This is a genomic window from Rhodanobacter fulvus Jip2, assembly GCF_000264315.1.
Classification (GTDB): domain Bacteria; phylum Pseudomonadota; class Gammaproteobacteria; order Xanthomonadales; family Rhodanobacteraceae; genus Rhodanobacter; species Rhodanobacter fulvus.
In genome coordinates this window covers 1-16922 of record NZ_AJXU01000067.1, presented here as the reverse complement: position 1 = coordinate 16922, position 16922 = coordinate 1, and the positions used below count along the sequence as shown (strand labels likewise).

Annotated in this window: 8 protein-coding genes; 5 read left to right on the top strand and 3 right to left on the bottom strand. The window is 68.2% G+C overall.

The annotated features are described in order from the left end of the window. Positions 1–162 precede the first annotated feature (162 nt). The 3 genes from UU9_RS14660 (at position 163) to UU9_RS14650 (ending at position 3433) form a co-directional block, all read left to right on the top strand. Positions 163–795, top strand: a complete 633-nt coding sequence (locus UU9_RS14660; RefSeq protein ID WP_007082552.1) for a ParA family protein — start codon at positions 163–165, stop codon at positions 793–795. A gap of 208 nt (positions 796–1003) precedes the next feature. Beyond that, positions 1004–1477 carry a SixA phosphatase family protein gene (locus UU9_RS14655; RefSeq protein WP_007082551.1) on the top strand — a complete coding sequence of 158 codons (474 nt, stop codon included), beginning with the start codon at positions 1004–1006 and terminating at the stop codon, positions 1475–1477. Between the two features lie 84 nt (positions 1478–1561). After that, the gene (locus UU9_RS14650) at positions 1562–3433 is read left to right on the top strand and encodes a phospholipase D-like domain-containing protein (RefSeq protein WP_007082550.1); all 1872 of its coding nucleotides are present in this window, start codon (positions 1562–1564) and stop codon (positions 3431–3433) included. A gap of 207 nt (positions 3434–3640) precedes the next feature. Here UU9_RS14650 and UU9_RS14645 read toward each other — a convergent pair whose 3' ends face one another. Both UU9_RS14645 and UU9_RS14640 read right to left on the bottom strand, forming a co-directional pair. Continuing rightward, a complete protein-coding gene (locus tag UU9_RS14645; RefSeq protein ID WP_007082549.1) occupies positions 3641–4180 on the bottom strand; it encodes an energy transducer TonB in 540 nt (179 codons plus the stop codon). Positions 4181–4198: 18 nt separating this feature from the next. After that, the gene (locus UU9_RS14640; protein ID WP_007082548.1) at positions 4199–5485 is read right to left on the bottom strand and encodes an acetyl-CoA C-acetyltransferase; all 1287 of its coding nucleotides are present in this window, start codon (positions 5483–5485) and stop codon (positions 4199–4201) included. Positions 5486–6206: 721 nt separating this feature from the next. On the opposite strand from UU9_RS14640, the gene UU9_RS14635 reads away from it, so the two are divergent. Then, entirely contained in the window at positions 6207–7331 is a 1125-nt protein-coding gene (locus tag UU9_RS14635; RefSeq protein WP_007082547.1) for a hypothetical protein, read from the top strand. 202 nt (positions 7332–7533) lie between these two features. Here the strand turns inward: UU9_RS14635 and UU9_RS14630 are convergent, their stop codons facing one another. Then, positions 7534–8004 (bottom strand): GNAT family N-acetyltransferase, encoded by a 471-nt coding sequence (locus UU9_RS14630; RefSeq protein WP_007082546.1) that lies wholly within the window; start codon positions 8002–8004, stop codon positions 7534–7536. A 177-nt stretch (positions 8005–8181) separates the two neighbouring features. On the opposite strand from UU9_RS14630, the gene UU9_RS14625 reads away from it, so the two are divergent. Beyond that, positions 8182–16812: a GH36-type glycosyl hydrolase domain-containing protein gene (locus UU9_RS14625; protein WP_007082545.1), complete on the top strand. Its 8631-nt coding sequence runs from the start codon at positions 8182–8184 to the stop codon at positions 16810–16812. Positions 16813–16922 lie beyond the last annotated feature (110 nt).

The following is a 16922-nucleotide window of genomic DNA, read 5'->3' as shown; positions in this document are numbered from 1 at the left end:
GCTTGGCGCGGCGACGCTCGGGGCGGACGGTGGCGTTGTGCGACGGCGTTGTCATTCCAGGCCCCGCATTCGCCATCTTCGATCCCCCGTTCCGCTCGCCCGTTCCCCTTTGCCCCTTCCACGGGTTAGGCTTGATCCACCTTCCGGGGCAAGGGTCAACCGATGCTTACGACGCTGGTGGCATGCAGCAAGGGTGGTTGCGGCAAGAGCACGCTGGTGACGCAGCTGGCGTCGCACTGGGCACAGGCGGGGCAGCGCACCGCCATCGTCGATGCCGACAAGCAGCATTCCAGTTTCCACTGGGCCGAGCTGCGACCCGACAACGTACCCGGCGTGCTGGCGCTGGAAGGCGGCCGCCGCGGCCTGCAGCGGGTTCCCGCCGATACGCAGCAATTGCTGATCGACACCCCCGCCGGCGTCGGCGAGCGTGAGCTCGAACCCTACCTCGAACTGGCCAACGTGCTGCTGGTGCCGGTGCTGCCTTCGTCGTTCGACCTCGACGCCACGCTGCGTTTCCTGGATGAACTCAAGGCCATCAACCGCATCAAGCGCGGCAAGTTGCCGGTAGCGCTGGTCGCCAACCGGCTCAAGCCGTGGACCCACGCCAGTCAGGACGCGCTGACGCGACTGGCCGAGGAGTCACCCTTCCCGATCGCCGCGCAACTGCGCGATAGCCAGGCCTACGTGCTGCTGACCGCGCTGGGCAAGGGCATTTTCGATTACCAATCCGAGCAGGTACGCAACCACCAACAGGACTGGAAAGCATTGCTGCGCTGGATCAAGCGCCACCCATGACTCCGGGAGCGTGGGCGGCAGAAACCAAGGGGCTGCGGCTTTGCGCTTTTGGCCGGGTTTTCCGCTCCTTCTCGTCAGATAGCTACGGCTATCTTCCTCAAACGAGCGAAAAGCCCGACGCGAAAGCGCTTCGCTCGCTCCCTCGGTTCTACCACCCACACTCCCAGGGCAAGGTCGATCGACACGCCCCACCATCACGGAGTCACTCATGCACGAATTGATCCTGCTGCGGCACGCCGAAGCCGTCCCCATAGAAACCAGCGGCGACGATCGCCAGCGCCCGCTCAGCGGCCACGGTGAACAGGAAGCCCAGGCAGCGGGGCTGTGGCTGGCCAGCCACAACATCCGCCCGCAGCGCGTGCTGTGCTCGCCGGCGCGACGCACCGTGGAAACCGCGCGGCTGGCGCTGACCGCGCTGGATTCACTGCCGGTGCCGCAACTGGCCGAGGAAATCTACGACGCCTCGCCGGGCGAACTGCTGGCCCTGCTCGACCAGCATGGCGATATCGGGTCGGTGATGCTGGTGGGCCACAACCCCGGCATCGAGCGGTTGGTGGCCCTGCTGGTGGAAGGCCGCTCGGACGACTTCCGCGGCATGCCGCCGGGCGCGCTGGCGGTGCTGCATCTGGATGGCATGCTGGAGCCGGGGAATGCCCGGCTGGACGTGTTCTGGTCGCCGTGATCGCCGCGTCGGGCTGAGCTCACCGGGCGCGGCGCCGCGCCTCCGTCATCAACGCCCTCACGACACTGCCCGTATCATGCGCGCATGTCGTCACGCCTCTTTTCCCTGCCCTTGCTGCTTGCGGTCTTGCTGCTGCAAGGCTGCGCCGTGTCGCGCGCGAAAATCCACCAGGCCGACCTGGCGGTGGCCGACACCATCGACCGCCAGCTCACCTGCCAGCAAGCCGACCACTGCGCCCAACCCTCGCCGCTGCTGCAGGCGGCGGACAGCGCGCTGGCCCGATCCACGCCCCAGCAACCCGTGCATGTGGTCACCCTGCTCGACGACAGTGAGCCGGCGCTGGCCGCGCGGGTGAACCTGGTGCGCGCCGCACGCACGTCGATCGACGTGCAGACCTTCATCTGGTCCCAGGACGACGCCGGCCAGCTGATGTTGAACGAGCTGGTGCAGGCGGCGCGGCGCGGCGTGACCGTGCGCATCCTGGCCGACCAGTTGTTCTCCTTCAACGACCTCGACCTGCTCGACCGGCTGGTGCGCGCCAGCGTCAACCTGCACGTGCGGCTGTACAACCCCACCTTCCACAACGCCCGCACGCCGCCACTGGAATTCGCCGCGGGCGTGATCTGCTGCTTCATGAAGTTCAACCAGCGCATGCACAACAAGCTGCTGCTGGTGGACGACAGCATCGGCATCACCGGCGGACGCAACTACGAGGACCGCTACTTCAACTGGGATGACGACTTCAATTACGTCGACCGCGACGTGATGGTCGGCGGGCCGGCGGCACGCGAGATGGCCGACAGTTTCGACCTGTTCTGGAACCACCGCCGCGCCGTGCCGCTGACCCACCTGCGCGATCTCAACAAGCGCATCCTGTCCGACACCGAGGCGCCCGCCTGGCGCGCACCGCACTACCGGCGTCCCCTGCGCGTGGCGCAGCTGGAGCAGGCCGCGGAGGATCCGCAGTGGCTGCATGCGTGGCTGGTCGCGCCGGGCATGGAGGCCGGCAAGGTGGATTACTTCAGCGACATGCCGACCAAGACCCGCGCGCCGAAGCGGGCACGCGCGCAGGTATTCACCCGCCACATCATGCACATGATCGCGAGCGCGAAACGCGAGGTACTGCTGCAGACGCCGTACCTGGTGATGAGCGACCAGGCGCAGAAGATTTTCCGCCGGCTGCACAAGCGCGCCGAACCGCCGCGCATCGTGGTGTCGACCAATTCGCTGGCATCCACCGACGCGTTCGCCGTGTATGCCATGTCGTACAAGCACCGCAAGCGCTACCTCACCAAGTTCGGTTTCGAGATCCACGAGATGAAGCCGCACGCGGTGGCCGCGGCGGTCGACAACGAACTGGCCAACCTGGGCATGGATTCGACGACGCCGGCACCGGAAACCGCCACGCCGGCCAGCGCCAGGCAGGCGCGCTTCCACCTGCTGGGCAGCCACGGCAGCAACAGCAAGCCAGCCCCCTTGCTCAGCGAAGGCCGCCGCTTCGGCCTGCACGCCAAGTCGATCGTGGTGGACGACAGCTTTGCGATGGTCGGCTCGCACAATTTCGATCCACGCTCGGACCACTACAACACCGAGTCGGGCGTCATCGTCTACGACCGGCATTTTGCCGACGAACTGCGCAGCTCCATCCTGCGCGACACGCAACCGGAAAACGCCTGGGTGATCGCGCCACGCCGCCCCGTGGTGCCGGTGCTGACCGACATCAACCAGGCCATCGGCACCGTCTCCGAGCACCTGCCGCTGTTCGACCTGTGGCCGTTCCGCTACGCCACCAGCTACGACTTGAAGCCCGGCTGCCAGCCGATGCTTGCCAGCGACCCCAACTTCTTCGACTGCTACCGGCCAGTGGGCGATTTCCCGGACGTGGCGCTGTCACCGAAGCTGATCATCACGCGGCTGATCACCGCGTTCGGCGTGGGGGCGAAAGGGGTGCTTTGAGGAGGCAGGGAATGGGGAATCGGGAATAGGGAATCGGAGAGCAGCGCCCACAGGGCCCCGAATATCCCCATTGACCCGTCATTCCAGCGAAAGCTGGAATCCAGTGACTCCTACCCTTGAAAAGCCAAGGCACTGGATGACCAGCCTTCGGCTGTTGTAAAGCTCCTCCGGCTTTCGCCGGAATGACGGAGTTTTTTTCGGAATCCCCTACGGTGCGCGGGCCAGGCTGTCCTGGTGCGAGGAGAAGCGCATCGGCAGTTCGCCGCTGACACCGGCGGGGTGATCGGCCGGCACGGCGAAGCGCCAGCCGCGCACGCTGCGCAAGGCGTGTTCGTCCAGCACCGGATCGCCACTGGACTCGACCAGGCTGGCGCGGTCGACCTGGCCGCGGCCATCGGTATCGACGTGCACCACCACGCGGCCGTCCAGATGGCCGCGCAGCTTGTACCACGGCTGCGTGGTGTCATACGGCATCGCCACCGGCTCCAGCGGAGTTGGTGGTGACGGTGCGGCCGCAGGCGCCATTTCCTGCGGCGCGGTGCGAACGACCTTCGTCTTTGCCACGTGCACCGGCGCACGCACATGGCGCGGTACGGGTGCCTTGGCGATGGCCGCCGAATGACGGCTCGGCGTCTTTGCCACCGGGCCGCTCCAGCCAGCCGTCAGCGTGCTGAGCCAGCCGGTGCCGGCGATGCCGCCGGCCAGCAGCAGCAAGCTAAGACCGGTGGTGGTGCGAAGGCGTGGCATGCCGATACGGGCCGTGACTCACGGCCGCTCGAGGATGGCGGTGACGCCCATGCCGCCGGCGGTGCAGATCGAGATCAACCCGCGGCCGCTGCCCTTCTGCTCCAGCAGCTTGGCCAGCGTAGCGATGAGGCGCGCACCAGTGGCCGCGAACGGATGGCCCACGGCCAGGCTGGAACCGTGCACGTTGAGTCTGGCCGGATCGATCGAACCCAGCGGCGCGTCCAGCCCCAGCCGGTTCTTGCAGTACTCGGCCGATTCCCACGCGCGCAAGGTGCACAACACCTGCGCCGCGAACGCCTCGTGGATTTCGTAGTAATCGAAATCTTGCAAGGTGAGGCCGTTGCGCGCCAGCAGTCGCGGCACGGCAATGGTGGGCGCCATCAGCAGGCCTTCGCCGTGCACGAAATCCACCGCGGCCACTTCCGCGTCGCGCAGATAGGCCTGGATTTTCAGGCCGCGCTGCGCGGCCCAGTCGTCGCTGGCCAGCAACACCGCGGCCGAACCGTCGGACAAGCCGGTGGAGTTGCCCGCCGTCAGCGTGCCCTGGCCGGAGCGCTTGTCGAACGCCGGCTTCAGCGAGGCCAGTTTCTCCAGCGTGGAATCGGGGCGCAGGAAACCATCGCGCTTCAACCCGCGGAACGGCACCACCAGATCGTCGAAGAAACCGCTCTCGTACGCCGCCGCCAGCTTGCGGTGGCTGTCCAGCGCCAGCTGGTCCTGCGCCTCGCGGCTGATGTGCCACTCCTTCGCCATCAGCTCGCAGTGGTCGCCCATCGACTTGTTGGTGCGTGGTTCGGCCACGCCGGGAAACGCGGGTTTCAGTTCGCGCAATGAAAACCCGTGCAACGCCACCTTCAACTTGTCCAGCGGCGTCCTGGCGCGATTCATCGCCAGCAAGCGCTTGCGCAGGCGCCGGCCGTAGACGATCGGCACGTCGCTGGTGGTGTCCGAACCGGCCGCGATGCCCGCCTCGATCTGTCCGGCGGCGATCTTGTTGGCCACGATGATGGCGTTGTCCAGCGAGGTGCCGCAGGCGCGCGCCGTGGTGATGCCCGGGGTGGTCGGCGCCAGCCCGGACGACAGCAGCGCCTCGCGCGCCAGGTTCCAGTCCGCCGCGTGCTTGATCACCGCACCCAGCGCCACTTCACCCAGTTCCACCCCATGCAATCCGTAGCGTTCCACCAGCGCGCCGAGCACCTTTACCGACAAGCCGAAATTGCCGACTTCGGCGTAGGCGGTGTTGTTGCGGCAGAACGGAATACGTACCCCGCCAACCACACCGACGCGCTTCTGCGTGTTCTCCATGCTCAGGACGATCCGAAAATATCAAGTCTCACAAGGCTAACCCGCGGTGGGGTCCGGCGAAACCCCATGGCAGCGCGGGGTGGCAGGTTCATTCAGGCGAGCTTTCCCGCAAGCACCCGCCCCCTCTCCTCAATCCTCTCCCCGCAGGGGAGAGGAGGTATTACGGTGGCTTCGGGGCTTTTCGTTCATCGAAGAGACCGAAAAAGCCGCACGCCGCGCCATAAAGCGGAAAGAAGCCGCCACGCCAAACTCAACGCCACAAAAAAACCGTAATCCCCTCTCCCCTGCGGGGAGAGGGCAGGGAGAGGGGGCACACGCTGCGGGGAGATCACAACGAAGCCGCACACGCCGCGGGGAAGCCCAACCAAGCTCCCCGCCGCCGAAAGCTCCCCGCAAGCACGCGCCCCCTCTCCTCAATCCTCTCCCCGCAGGGGAGAGGAGGTCACGGTGGCTTCGGGGATTTTTCGTTCGTCGAAGAGACCGAACAAGCCGCACGCCGCGCCATAAAGCGTAAAGAAGCTGCCATGCCAAACCTCAGCGCCACAAAAAAACCGTAATCCCCTCTCCCCTGCGGGGAGAGGGCAGGGAGAGGGGGCGCACGCCGCGGGGAAATCACAAAGAAGCCGCGCACGCCGCGGGGAAACCCCAACGAAGCCACTCACCACGCCGAGAACTCCCCCCATACCCGCTAGAATCGGACTTCCCGCCCGGAATTCCCCACGTGGAAGCGCAAACGCTGCTCGACCTGCCCGCTGTACTCGCCCTCGAAATCGCTGCCGGCCAGACGCCGCCCCGGCTCACGCTGACGCGCGACGAGGCGGATCAGCTGGCCGGGCACGTGGCCACCGACCTGCGCGGACTGGTCCCGCAGGTGGACACGGCGCGGCTGGCGCTGGCCGGCGCGCTGTTCGATCCGGTGGAATTGCTGCGGCCGAATTTCCCGGTGTGGCACACGCTGGGCGATCTGGCGCGCCGCGTGCCGCGCGGCCAGCTGGAAAACGTGGTGGCGTTCGGCAGCAACGATGGCCAGATGCCGGCGCCGGCGCTGGAACCCTCACCGCATTACGCCGATGGCCCGATGCGCTTGCTGCCGCTGAGCCTGCTGGTGCCTGCGGAGCAGGCCGAAGCGCTGTCCGAGCAGTGGGAACTGCAGCTGATCGGTCGCGGTGAAGCGGGCGCGCCCACCGCCGACTGGCTGATGCGCACGCTGGGCGTTCCGCTGGAGCACGTGCGCTACCTCACCCGCCACGACCTGATGGCGCTGACCTGCGTGCAGTACGAGCACGTCAACCTGGCGCCGCTGTGGGCGCTGCTGGAAGCGGCCCTGCTGACGCCCGATCGCGAGGAATCGGCGATGAGCGCGCGCGGCCTGGGCTGGCATTACGCGCAGGGCACCATCACCGCGCAATCGCCCGCGCAATGGCTGGCCACGCAACATGGCGAGCCGCCGCAACGCGCCCACGATTTCGCCGGCATCGTGTTCGAGCTGCGCCAATACGCCGCCCTGCTCGACGCCCACCAACTGCCGCTGGCCATGGCCGGTGACGACAGCGAAGCGGGCCGCGGCTATCTGCTGGAGACGCTGGCCCCCGCCGCCGCCAACGGCAGCACGCCCACGCTGTATGCGCACGAGGCGCCGGGCCTGGGTGTGGTGGCAATCACGCTGAGCCAGCGCGATGCCGACGGCTCGGTGCGGGTGCTGGCGCACGGTTACCCGCTGCATCCGCAGGCGCGCGATGCGCTGCTGAACCGGCTGTCCGAACGCTACGGCATGGCCATCGATCTGCAGGCGCGTGGCGCAGTGGTGATGGATGAAGAGGGACGGTTGGCGGCACCCGCCCGGTAACGGACGTCGCGGCACCGCCACTTGTGGGAGCGACTTCAGTCGCGATGGTTTTTGACTTCCCGAATCCCGAATCCCGAATCCCGAATCCCGATTCCCGATTCCCGAATCCCGATTCCCGATTCCCGATTCCCGATTCCCGATTCCCGATTCCCGATTCCCGCAAAGAAGCATCGCGGCTGAAGCCGCTCCCACCGAAAAAAAATCACACGCCGTTGCCGGCGGTGAAATCGGTCTCGTACATCCAGTACGGGCAGCGCTGCATGCCCAGCTGCGCGTAGGTAGCTTGCGCGCGCTCGTTTTCGGTCTCCACATATAGCCGCAAGCCCACCGCGCCGGCATCGCGGGCGCGCCGCGCCACGTCCGCATGCAGTGCGCGAAACACGCCGCTGCGGCGCGCGGCGGGAATCACGTACACGCTCTGGATCCACCAGAAATCGCCGTTGCGCCAGTCGCTCCATTCGTAGGTCAGCAACAGGCCGCCCACGGCCACGCCGGCGCGCCCGGCGATCAGGTAGAAGCCGCGTCGCGGCTGCTCCAGCACGCCGGCGATGCCGCGTTCCAGCACAGCCGGGTCCAGCCGTTTGTGCTCGGTTTCCCACGCCATCGCGCTGTTCCACGCCAGCAGGTCGGGGATGTCGGCGACCGTGGCTAGGCGGATCGACAGGGGCGGCATGGGTGGCTCCGATGAAGGGCGAGCAGGCCATGCTAGCGCATCGTCTTCACACGCCGGCGCGTACGCTGGCAGCAAGGTCAGCCGCCGCGGCGGTCTGCTTCTCACGCGACAGGGTCGGGCGATCGCAATGCAGCGGACGCCAGCGACCGCGCGTGGCCAGCGCCAAGGAAACCGGAATTGAAAATCGCCAGCCTGCTCGATCTGTTGAAGTTGCGCCGCCTGCGCGCGTTCCGCCGCCGCCGCGTGGCCGCGCATGCGCGGCCGGAGCAGGAGCCGGCGCTGCGCTCGGAGCTGTTCAGCGCCGAGCAGATGGAGCGCCACGGCGCGGTACTGGCCGCGCAGCACAAGATCAGCGAGCGCTCCAACGCCGACCTGCTGCTGGCCCGCCTGGCCGACAACGAAGCGGTGCTGCTGCACACCTGCGAACGCCTCACCGCGGCCACGCGCCAGCGCAGCCGGGTTACGCCGGCGGGCGAATGGCTGCTGGACAACCTGTACCTGATCGAGGAACAGATCCGGCTGGCCCGGCGCCACCTGCCCAAGGGCTACAGCCGTGAACTGCCGCGGCTGAGCCAGGGACCGTCGATCACCCTGCCGCGCGTGTACGACATCGCGCTGGAGATCATCTCGCACGGCGACGGCCGGGTGGACATCGCCAGCCTCAGCCGTTTCGTGCTGGCGTATCAGACGATCACGCCGCTGAAACTGGGCGAGCTGTGGGCGATCCCGATCATGCTGCGGCTGGCGCTGATCGAGAACCTGCGCCGCGTGGCGGCCCGCGTGATGGCCGACTGGCGCCACCGCAGCGAGGCCGTGCGCTGGGCCGACGCGCTGGCCGCCACCGCCGAGCGCGACCCCAAGAGCGTGGTGCTGGTGGTGGCCGACATGGCGCGCTCGGACCCGGCCATGGCCAGCTCGTTCGTGGCGGAAATGACGCGCCGGCTGCAGGGCCAGAGCCCCGCGCTGGCGCTGCCGCTGAGCTGGATCGAACAGCGGTTGTCCGAATCCGGCCAGAGCATCGAGCACCTGGTGCAGATGGAGGCGCAGCAGCAGGCCGCGCATCAGGTGTCGATCAGCAACAGCATCGGCAGCCTGCGCGCGTTGTCGGCGATCGACTGGCGCGATTTCGTGGAGCACACCAGCCTGGTCGAACAACGCCTGCGCAAGGACCCGGCCGGCATCTACCCGGCCATGGATTTCGCCACCCGCGACCGCTACCGCCACGTGATCGAGTCGATGGCGCGCAGCCATCATCTGGCCGAGCAGCAGGTGGCTGATGCGGCGCTGGAATTATGCGGACGCGCCGAACCGCCCGCGTTGCAGCAGCATGTGGGCTTCTACCTGATCGACGAAGGCCGCCACACGCTGGAGCAACGCCTGGGCGTGCGCCCGTTGCTGGGCGAGGCGCTGCGTCGCCAGTTCGACCGCACGCCGCTGCCGGTGCATCTGGGTCTGCTGGCGCTGCTGACGTTCCTGTTCGCGCGACCGCTGGTGCTCACCGCGGTGCACGACGGCCTGCCGTTGTGGGGCATCGTCGCCATCGCCATCCCCGCCGCCATCGTGGCCAGCCAGCTGGGCATGAGCCTGCTCAACTGGCTGGCCACGCTGATGGTGGAGCCGCAACGGCTGCCGCGCATGGATTACTCGACCGGCATCCCGGCCAGCGCGCGCACGCTGGTGGCGGTGCCCAGCCTGTTCGCCAACGCGCAGGACATCGAGGATCTGGTGGAGACGCTGGAGGTGCGTTTCCTGGGCAATCGCGATCCCAACCTGCACTTCGCGCTGCTCACCGATTTCACCGACGCGGCCAGCGAAACCCTGCCCGGCGACGCCGCGCTGCTGGCGCTGGCGCAACGGCGCATCGAAGCGCTCAACGAGCGCTACGCCACCGCCACCAGCGACCGCTTCTTCCTGTTCCACCGCCCGCGCCGCTGGAACGATGCCGAGCAATGCTGGATGGGCCACGAGCGCAAGCGCGGCAAGCTGGCGGACCTCAATGCCCTGCTGCGCGGCAACGGCCACGACCGCTTCCAGTTGATCGTGGGCGACATCGACACGCTGGGCACGGTGCACTACGTGATCACGCTGGACACCGACACGCAGCTGCCGCGCGACTCCGCGCAGGAGATGGTGGCCACGCTGGACCACCCGCTCAACCGCGCCGTGTACGACCCGGAGCAGCGGCGCGTGGTGGCCGGCTACTCGATCCTGCAGCCGCGCGTGGGCGTCAGCCTGCCCAGCACCGCGCGCTCGCGCTACGCGCAGTTGTACGGCAGCGACGCCGGCATCGACCCGTATACGCGGATGGTTTCGGACGTCTATCAGGATGTGTTCCAGGAAGGCTCGTTCATCGGCAAGGGCATCTACAACATCGACGCGTTCGAGCTGACGCTGGACGGCCGCTTCCCGGAAAACCGCATCCTCAGCCACGATCTGGTGGAAGGCTGCCACGCACGCTCGGGCCTGCTCAGCGACGTGCAGGTGTACGAGGAGTACCCCACCCGCTACAGCGCCGACGTCAAGCGCCGCCACCGCTGGATCCGCGGCGACTGGCAACTGCTGCCCTGGCTGCTGCCGTGGGCACCGACCGCGCACGACGGCTGGCGCCGCAATGCGCTGACCGCGCTGTCGCGCTGGAAAATCCTGGACAACCTGCGCCGCAGCCTGGTGCCACCGTCGCTGGTGGTGCTGCTGGTGGTGGGCTGGCTGATGTTGTCGCCACCGCTGTCGTGGATGCTGGCGGTGCTGGCGATGGTGCTGCTGCCGCCGATGCTGTCGGCATTGCTGGACCTGGTGCAGAAGCCGGCCGAGGTGCAACTGGACCAGCACCTGCGTGCGGCCTTCCGCTCAGCCGCGCAACACCTGGCGCGCATGCTGCTGGGGCTGGCGTGGCTGCCGCACGAAGCCTTGTACGGCCTCGACGCCATCGTGCGCACGTTGTGGCGCATGGGCGTCAGCGGCCGCCACCTGCTGCAATGGCAAACCTCCAGCGATGCCGAGCGCACCAGCAGCAACGCGCCGGGCGCGCTGTGGCGGCTGATGTGGATCGGCCCGTTGCTGGCGCTGGTGCTCACCGTGGTGCTGGCGCTGCAGCGGCCGATGGTGCTGTTGCTGGCCGAGCCATTGCTGCTGTTGTGGTTGTGCTCGCCGGGCTTCGCCTGGTGGATCAGCCAGCCACGCCGCGCCAGCGCCTTTGCGCCCAGCGGCAGCCAGCGGCGTTTTCTGCGCGCGCTGGCGCGGCGCACCTGGGCTTATTTCGATACCCACGTGGGCCCGGCCGATCACTGGCTGCCGCCGGACAACATGCAGGAAGACCCGGAGCCGGTGGTGGCCCATCGCACCTCGCCCACCAATATCGGCATGGCGCTGCTGGCGAATCTGGCCGCCTACGATTTCGGTTTCCTCAGCATGGGCCGGCTGCTCGATCGCACCCGCCACACGCTGGCCACGATGCGCGCGCTGACGCGTCATCGCGGGCACTTCTACAACTGGTACGACACCCAGACCCTGCAGCCGCTGCAGCCGCTGTACGTCTCCACGGTGGACAGCGGCAACCTCGCCGGCCACCTGCTGACGCTGCAGCCCGGGTTGCAGGCGCTGGTCGACGAACCGCTGTTCCACCCGCGCCTGTTGCACGGCCTGCGCGATACCGTGGTGGTGCTGCGCGACGCCCTGGGCAGCGTGCGCCCGACCGTGCTGCAACCGATGCGGCGCGCGCTGGATGCCGCGCTGGAAACGCCACCCGCCACGCTCGGCGAGGCCGTCGCGGTGCTGCAACGCCTGCGCGACCACGCCAACGCGCTGGCACTGGAACTGCCGCAGAACCCGGACAGCGACGTGGCGTACTGGAGCGCGGCGCTGGTGCAGCAATGCCACGAACTGCACGACGACGTGCAGGCCTTCCAGCTCGATCCGCCGGCCGATGAGGAGATCAACTTCAGCGGCATCCCCACCCTGGCCCAGCTCGGTCGCATCGAGCCGCTGTGCTGGCCCTGCGAGGCCGATGCCGAGGCGATCCGCGAACGCGCGCGCGAACGCATCGCGCTGCTGGAGCAACTGGCCGACCAGGCCGGCGAGATGGCCGTGGTCGATTACCACTTTCTGTACGACGCCGGCCGCGACCTGCTGGCCATCGGCTACAACGTGGACGAGCGCCGGCGCGACGAGAGCTATTACGACCTGCTGGCCTCCGAGGCGCGGCTGGCCAGTTTCGTGGCCATCGCCCAGGGCCAGCTGCCGCAGGAAAACTGGTTTGCGCTGGGTCGGCTGCTGACCACCAGCGCGGGCGAGCCGGTGCTGCTGTCGTGGACCGGCTCGATGTTCGAGTACCTGATGCCGATGCTGGTGATGCCCAGCTACGAGCACACCCTGCTGGACCAGACCTGCCGCGCGGCGGTGGGCCGGCAGATCGAATACGGCAACCAGCTGAACATTCCGTGGGGCGTTTCCGAATCGGGCTACAACACGCGCGATGCGCAGTTCAACTATCAATACCGCGCCTTCGGCGTACCCGGCCTCGGCCTGAAGCGCGGGCTGGGCGAGGACGTGGTGATCGCGCCCTACGCCACCGCGCTGGCGATGATGGTGCGGCCCGCCGCGGCCACCGCCAACCTGCAACGGCTGGCGACGGAAGCCGGCGCGCTGGGGCGTTTCGGCCTGTATGAGGCGATCGACTACACCCCGGCGCGGCTGCCGGTGGGGCAAGGCTCGGCGCTGGTGCAGTCGTTCATGGCGCATCACCAGGGCATGAGCCTGCTGGCGCTGGCGCACGCGCTGCTGGGCCAGCCGATGCAGCGGCGGTTCGAGTCGTATCCGCCCTTCCAGGCCACCAGCCTGCTGTTGCAGGAACGCATCCCGCGCACCGCGGCCGAGTACCTGCATGCGTCGGGTTTCCCCGAGTTCGACGGCATGCCACGCATGGCCGAATCGCGGCTGCGCATCTTCACCGACCCCGACCGCCCGCGCCCCGCCGTGCAGCTGCTGTCCAACGGCCGCTACCACGTGATGGTCAGCAGCGCCGGCGGCGGCTACAGCCGGCGCGGCGAGCTGGCGCTGACGCGCTGGCGCGAGGACATCACGCGCGACCACTACGGCATGTTCTGCTACCTGCGCGACGTGGCCAGCGGCGAGTACTGGGCCACCACCCACCAGCCCACGCTGAAGAAGACCGAGCTGTTCGAGGCGATCTTCTCCGACGCGCGGGCCGAGTTCCGCGTGCGCGAAAAGGATTTCCACGCGCATACCGAGATTGTGGTCTCGCCCGAGGACGACATCGAGCTGCGCCGCACCCGCATCACCAACCGCGGCCGCGGCCGTCGCACCATCGAGCTGACCAGCTACGCCGAAGTGGTGCTGGCACCGCCGATCAGCGACGCCGCGCACCCGGCCTTCAGCAACCTGTTCGTGCAGACCGAGCTGCTGCCCGAGTTGCAGGCCATCGTGTGCAGCCGCCGGCCGCGTTCGCAGGGCGAGCCGGTGCCGTGGATGTGCCATCTGCTGGCCGTGCACAACGCCCACATCGACGAGATCTCCTACGAAACCGACCGCGCCCGCTTCATCGGCCGCGGCCGCAGCACGGCGCAGCCCCGGGTGCTGGACGCGGCACAGGCGAAGCTGTCCAACAGCGAGGGTTCGGTGCTCGACCCGATCGTGGCGATCCGCTGCCGCATCACGCTGGAGCCCGAGCAGTCGGCCACCATCGACCTGGTGACCGGCATGGCCGACAACCGCGAGGGCTGCCTGCACCTGATCGGCAAATACCGCGACCGCCACCTGGCCGACCGCGTGTTCGACCTGGCCTGGACGCACAGCCAGGTGCTGCTGCGCCAGCTCAACGCCAGCCTGGCCGATGCACAGCTGTACGAGCACATGGCCACCGCGATCATCTACCCGAACACGCAACTGCGCGCCGACCCGGCCGTGCTGCGCGGCAACCGGCGCGGCCAGTCGGGCCTGTGGGGGCAATCGATTTCCGGCGACCTGCCGATCGTGCTGCTGCAGATTTCCGACCCCGCGCGGATCGAGCTGGTCCGTCAGCTGGTACAGGCCCACGCGTACTGGCGACTGAAAGGCCTGGCGGTGGACCTGGTGATCTGGAACGAGGACCGCGCCGGCTACCGGCAGGAATTGCAGGACCAGATCATGGGCCTGATCGCCTCGGGCAGCGAGGCGAGCCTGCTCGATCGCCCCGGCGGCATCTTCGTGCGGCCGGCACAGCAATTGTCCAGCGAGGATCGGATGGTGGTGCAGGCCAGCGCGCGCATCATCCTGGGCGACACCCGCGGCAGTCTGGCCGAGCAGATCAGCCGCCGGCATGTGGAAACCCATGCGCCGCGCTTCGAGCCGGAACGCAGCTATCGCGCTTCTGCCGGCGAAGCACCGGTCGTCGAATCCGAACCGCGCACGCTGCAATTGCCCAGCCCGCACGGCGGCTTCAACGCGGACGGCAGCGAGTACGTGATCGTGCTGCGCCCGGGCGACGCCACCCCGGCGCCGTGGTCCAACGTATTGGCCAACCCCCATTTCGGCACCGTGGTGTCCGAAAGCGGCAGCGCCTACACCTGGGGCGAGAACGCACACGAATTCCGGCTCACGCCGTGGCACAACGACCCGGTGGGCGACGGCAGCGGCGAAGCCATCTACCTGCGCGACGAGGAAACCGGCCAGCACTGGTCGCCCACCCCGCTGCCGCGCCGCGGCGAGGGCGAGTACGTCACCCGCCACGGCTTCGGCTACAGTGTGTTCGAGCACGCCGAGGACGGCATCCACGGCGAGCTGTGGATGTACGTGGCGCTGGATGCCTCGGTGAAATTCTCGGTGCTGAAACTGCGCAACGACTCCGACCGCCCGCGCCGGCTCAGCATCGTCGGCTACGTCGAATGGCTGCTGGGCGACCTGCGCGAGAAAACCGCCATGCACGTGGTCACCGAGGCCGACCCCGCCACCGGCGCGCTGTTCGCGCGCAATGCCTACAACGGCGAGTTTCCCGACCGCGTGGCCTTTTTCGACGTCGACGACCTCGACCGCCGCGTGGGCGGCGACCGCACCGAGTTCCTGGGCCGCAACGGCAGCATGCACGCCCCGGCGGCGCTGGAGCGCACCCATCTCTCCGGCCGCCTCGGCGCCGGCATGGACCCCTGCGGCGCGCTGCAACTGGCCGTGCCGATGGAACAGGGCGAGCAGCGCGAGATCGTGTTCCGGCTGGGCCTGGGCCGCGACAGCGCCGACGCCCGCACCCTGGTGCAACGCTTCCGCGGCACCGGCGCCGCCGCCGACGCGCTGGCCCAGGTGCGCGCGCACTGGCAACGCACGCTGGGCGCGGTGCAGATCAGGACGCCCGAACCCGCGCTGGACATGCTGGCCAACGGCTGGCTGATGTACCAGACCATCGCCTGCCGCTTCTGGGCGCGCAGCGGCTACTACCAGTCCGGCGGCGCGTTCGGCTACCGCGACCAGCTGCAGGATTCGATGGCGATGCTGCACGCGGCGCCGGAGCTTTCCCGCGCCCAGCTGCTGCTGTGCGCCGCCCATCAATTCCCCGAGGGCGACGTGCAGCACTGGTGGCACCCGCCGCTCGATCGCGGCGTGCGCACCACCTGCTCGGACGACTACCTGTGGCTGCCGCTGGCCATCAGCCGCTACGTGCTGGCCACCGCCGACACCGCGGTGCTGGACGAGCGCGTGGGTTATATCGAGGGGCGCGCGCTGCATCCCGACGAGGAATCCTATTACGACCTGCCACAACCCTCGGGCCTCACCGAAACGCTGTACCAGCACGGCGTGCGCGCGATCGAGCACGGACTGCGCCGCGGCGCGCACGGCCTGCCGTTGATCGGCGGCGGCGACTGGAACGACGGCATGAACCGCGTCGGCGAAAAAGGTCGCGGCGAAAGCGTGTGGCTGGGCTTCTTCAGCTGCGAGGTGATGAACCGTTTCGCCGAGGTGGCGCGCCTGCGCGGCGACGAAGGCTTCGCCCAACGCTGCCACGACGAGGTGCAAAAACTCACCGCCGCGCTGGAACAGCACGGCTGGGACGGCGAGTGGTTCCGCCGCGCCTACTTCGACGACGGCACCCCGCTCGGTTCCAGCCAGAACATGGAATGCCGTATCGACGCCATCGCCCAGAGCTGGTCGGTGCTGTCCGGCGTGGCCACGCCGGAACGCCAGCAACAGGCCATGGCATCGCTCGACCAGCACCTGGTGCGCCGCGATGCCAGCCTGATCCAGCTGCTGGATCCGCCGTTCGACAAATCCCCGCACGACCCCGGCTACATCAAGGGCTACGTGCCCGGCGTGCGCGAAAACGGCGGCCAATACACCCACGCCGCCATCTGGACCACGATGGCCTTCGCCGAGCTGGGCGATCACGCCCGCGCGTGGGAGCTGCTGCGCATGATCAACCCCGTCGGCCACAGCCTCGACCCTGCGCAAATGGACGTCTACAAGGTCGAGCCCTACGTCGTCTGCGCCGACGTCTACGCCGTCCCGCCGCACACCGGCCGCGGCGGCTGGAGCTGGTACACCGGCTCGGCCGGCTGGATGTACCGGCTCATCGTGGAATCACTGCTGGGCCTGCGACTGGAAGCGGGCAAGCTGCGCTTCACCCCCGTGTTGCCACCCGCATGGGACGGCTTCACGATGGACTATCGCCATCGCAACACGCTGTACCGGATCAACCTGCGCCAAAGCGATGCCGGCACTCCCGCCAGCGTGTGGCTGGACGGCGTGGCGCAGGCGGATGGCTTCATTCCGCTGACCGATGACGGAGCGGAGCACAGCGTCGAACTGAACCACCCACGCCCCGAATGACCCTGCTTTTTTTGTGGGAGCGACTTCAGTCGCGATGCCTTTCGTGAGGTAACGAAGAGCATCGCGACTGAAGTCGCTCCCGCAAGTGGCCCCGACGTCCCCCCGATTTT

What these genes read in the sequence shown, in the direction of transcription:
- UU9_RS14660 (WP_007082552.1), top strand. Translation starts at nt 163, where the DNA reads ATGCTTACGACGCTGGTGGCATGCAGCAAGGGTGGTTGCGGCAAGAGC.
- UU9_RS14655 (WP_007082551.1), top strand. Translation starts at nt 1,004, where the DNA reads ATGCACGAATTGATCCTGCTGCGGCACGCCGAAGCCGTCCCCATAGAA.
- UU9_RS14650 (WP_007082550.1), top strand. Translation starts at nt 1,562, where the DNA reads ATGTCGTCACGCCTCTTTTCCCTGCCCTTGCTGCTTGCGGTCTTGCTG.
- UU9_RS14645 (WP_007082549.1), bottom strand. Translation starts at nt 4,180, where the DNA reads ATGCCACGCCTTCGCACCACCACCGGTCTTAGCTTGCTGCTGCTGGCC.
- UU9_RS14640 (WP_007082548.1), bottom strand. Translation starts at nt 5,485, where the DNA reads ATGGAGAACACGCAGAAGCGCGTCGGTGTGGTTGGCGGGGTACGTATT.
- UU9_RS14630 (WP_007082546.1), bottom strand. Translation starts at nt 8,004, where the DNA reads ATGCCGCCCCTGTCGATCCGCCTAGCCACGGTCGCCGACATCCCCGAC.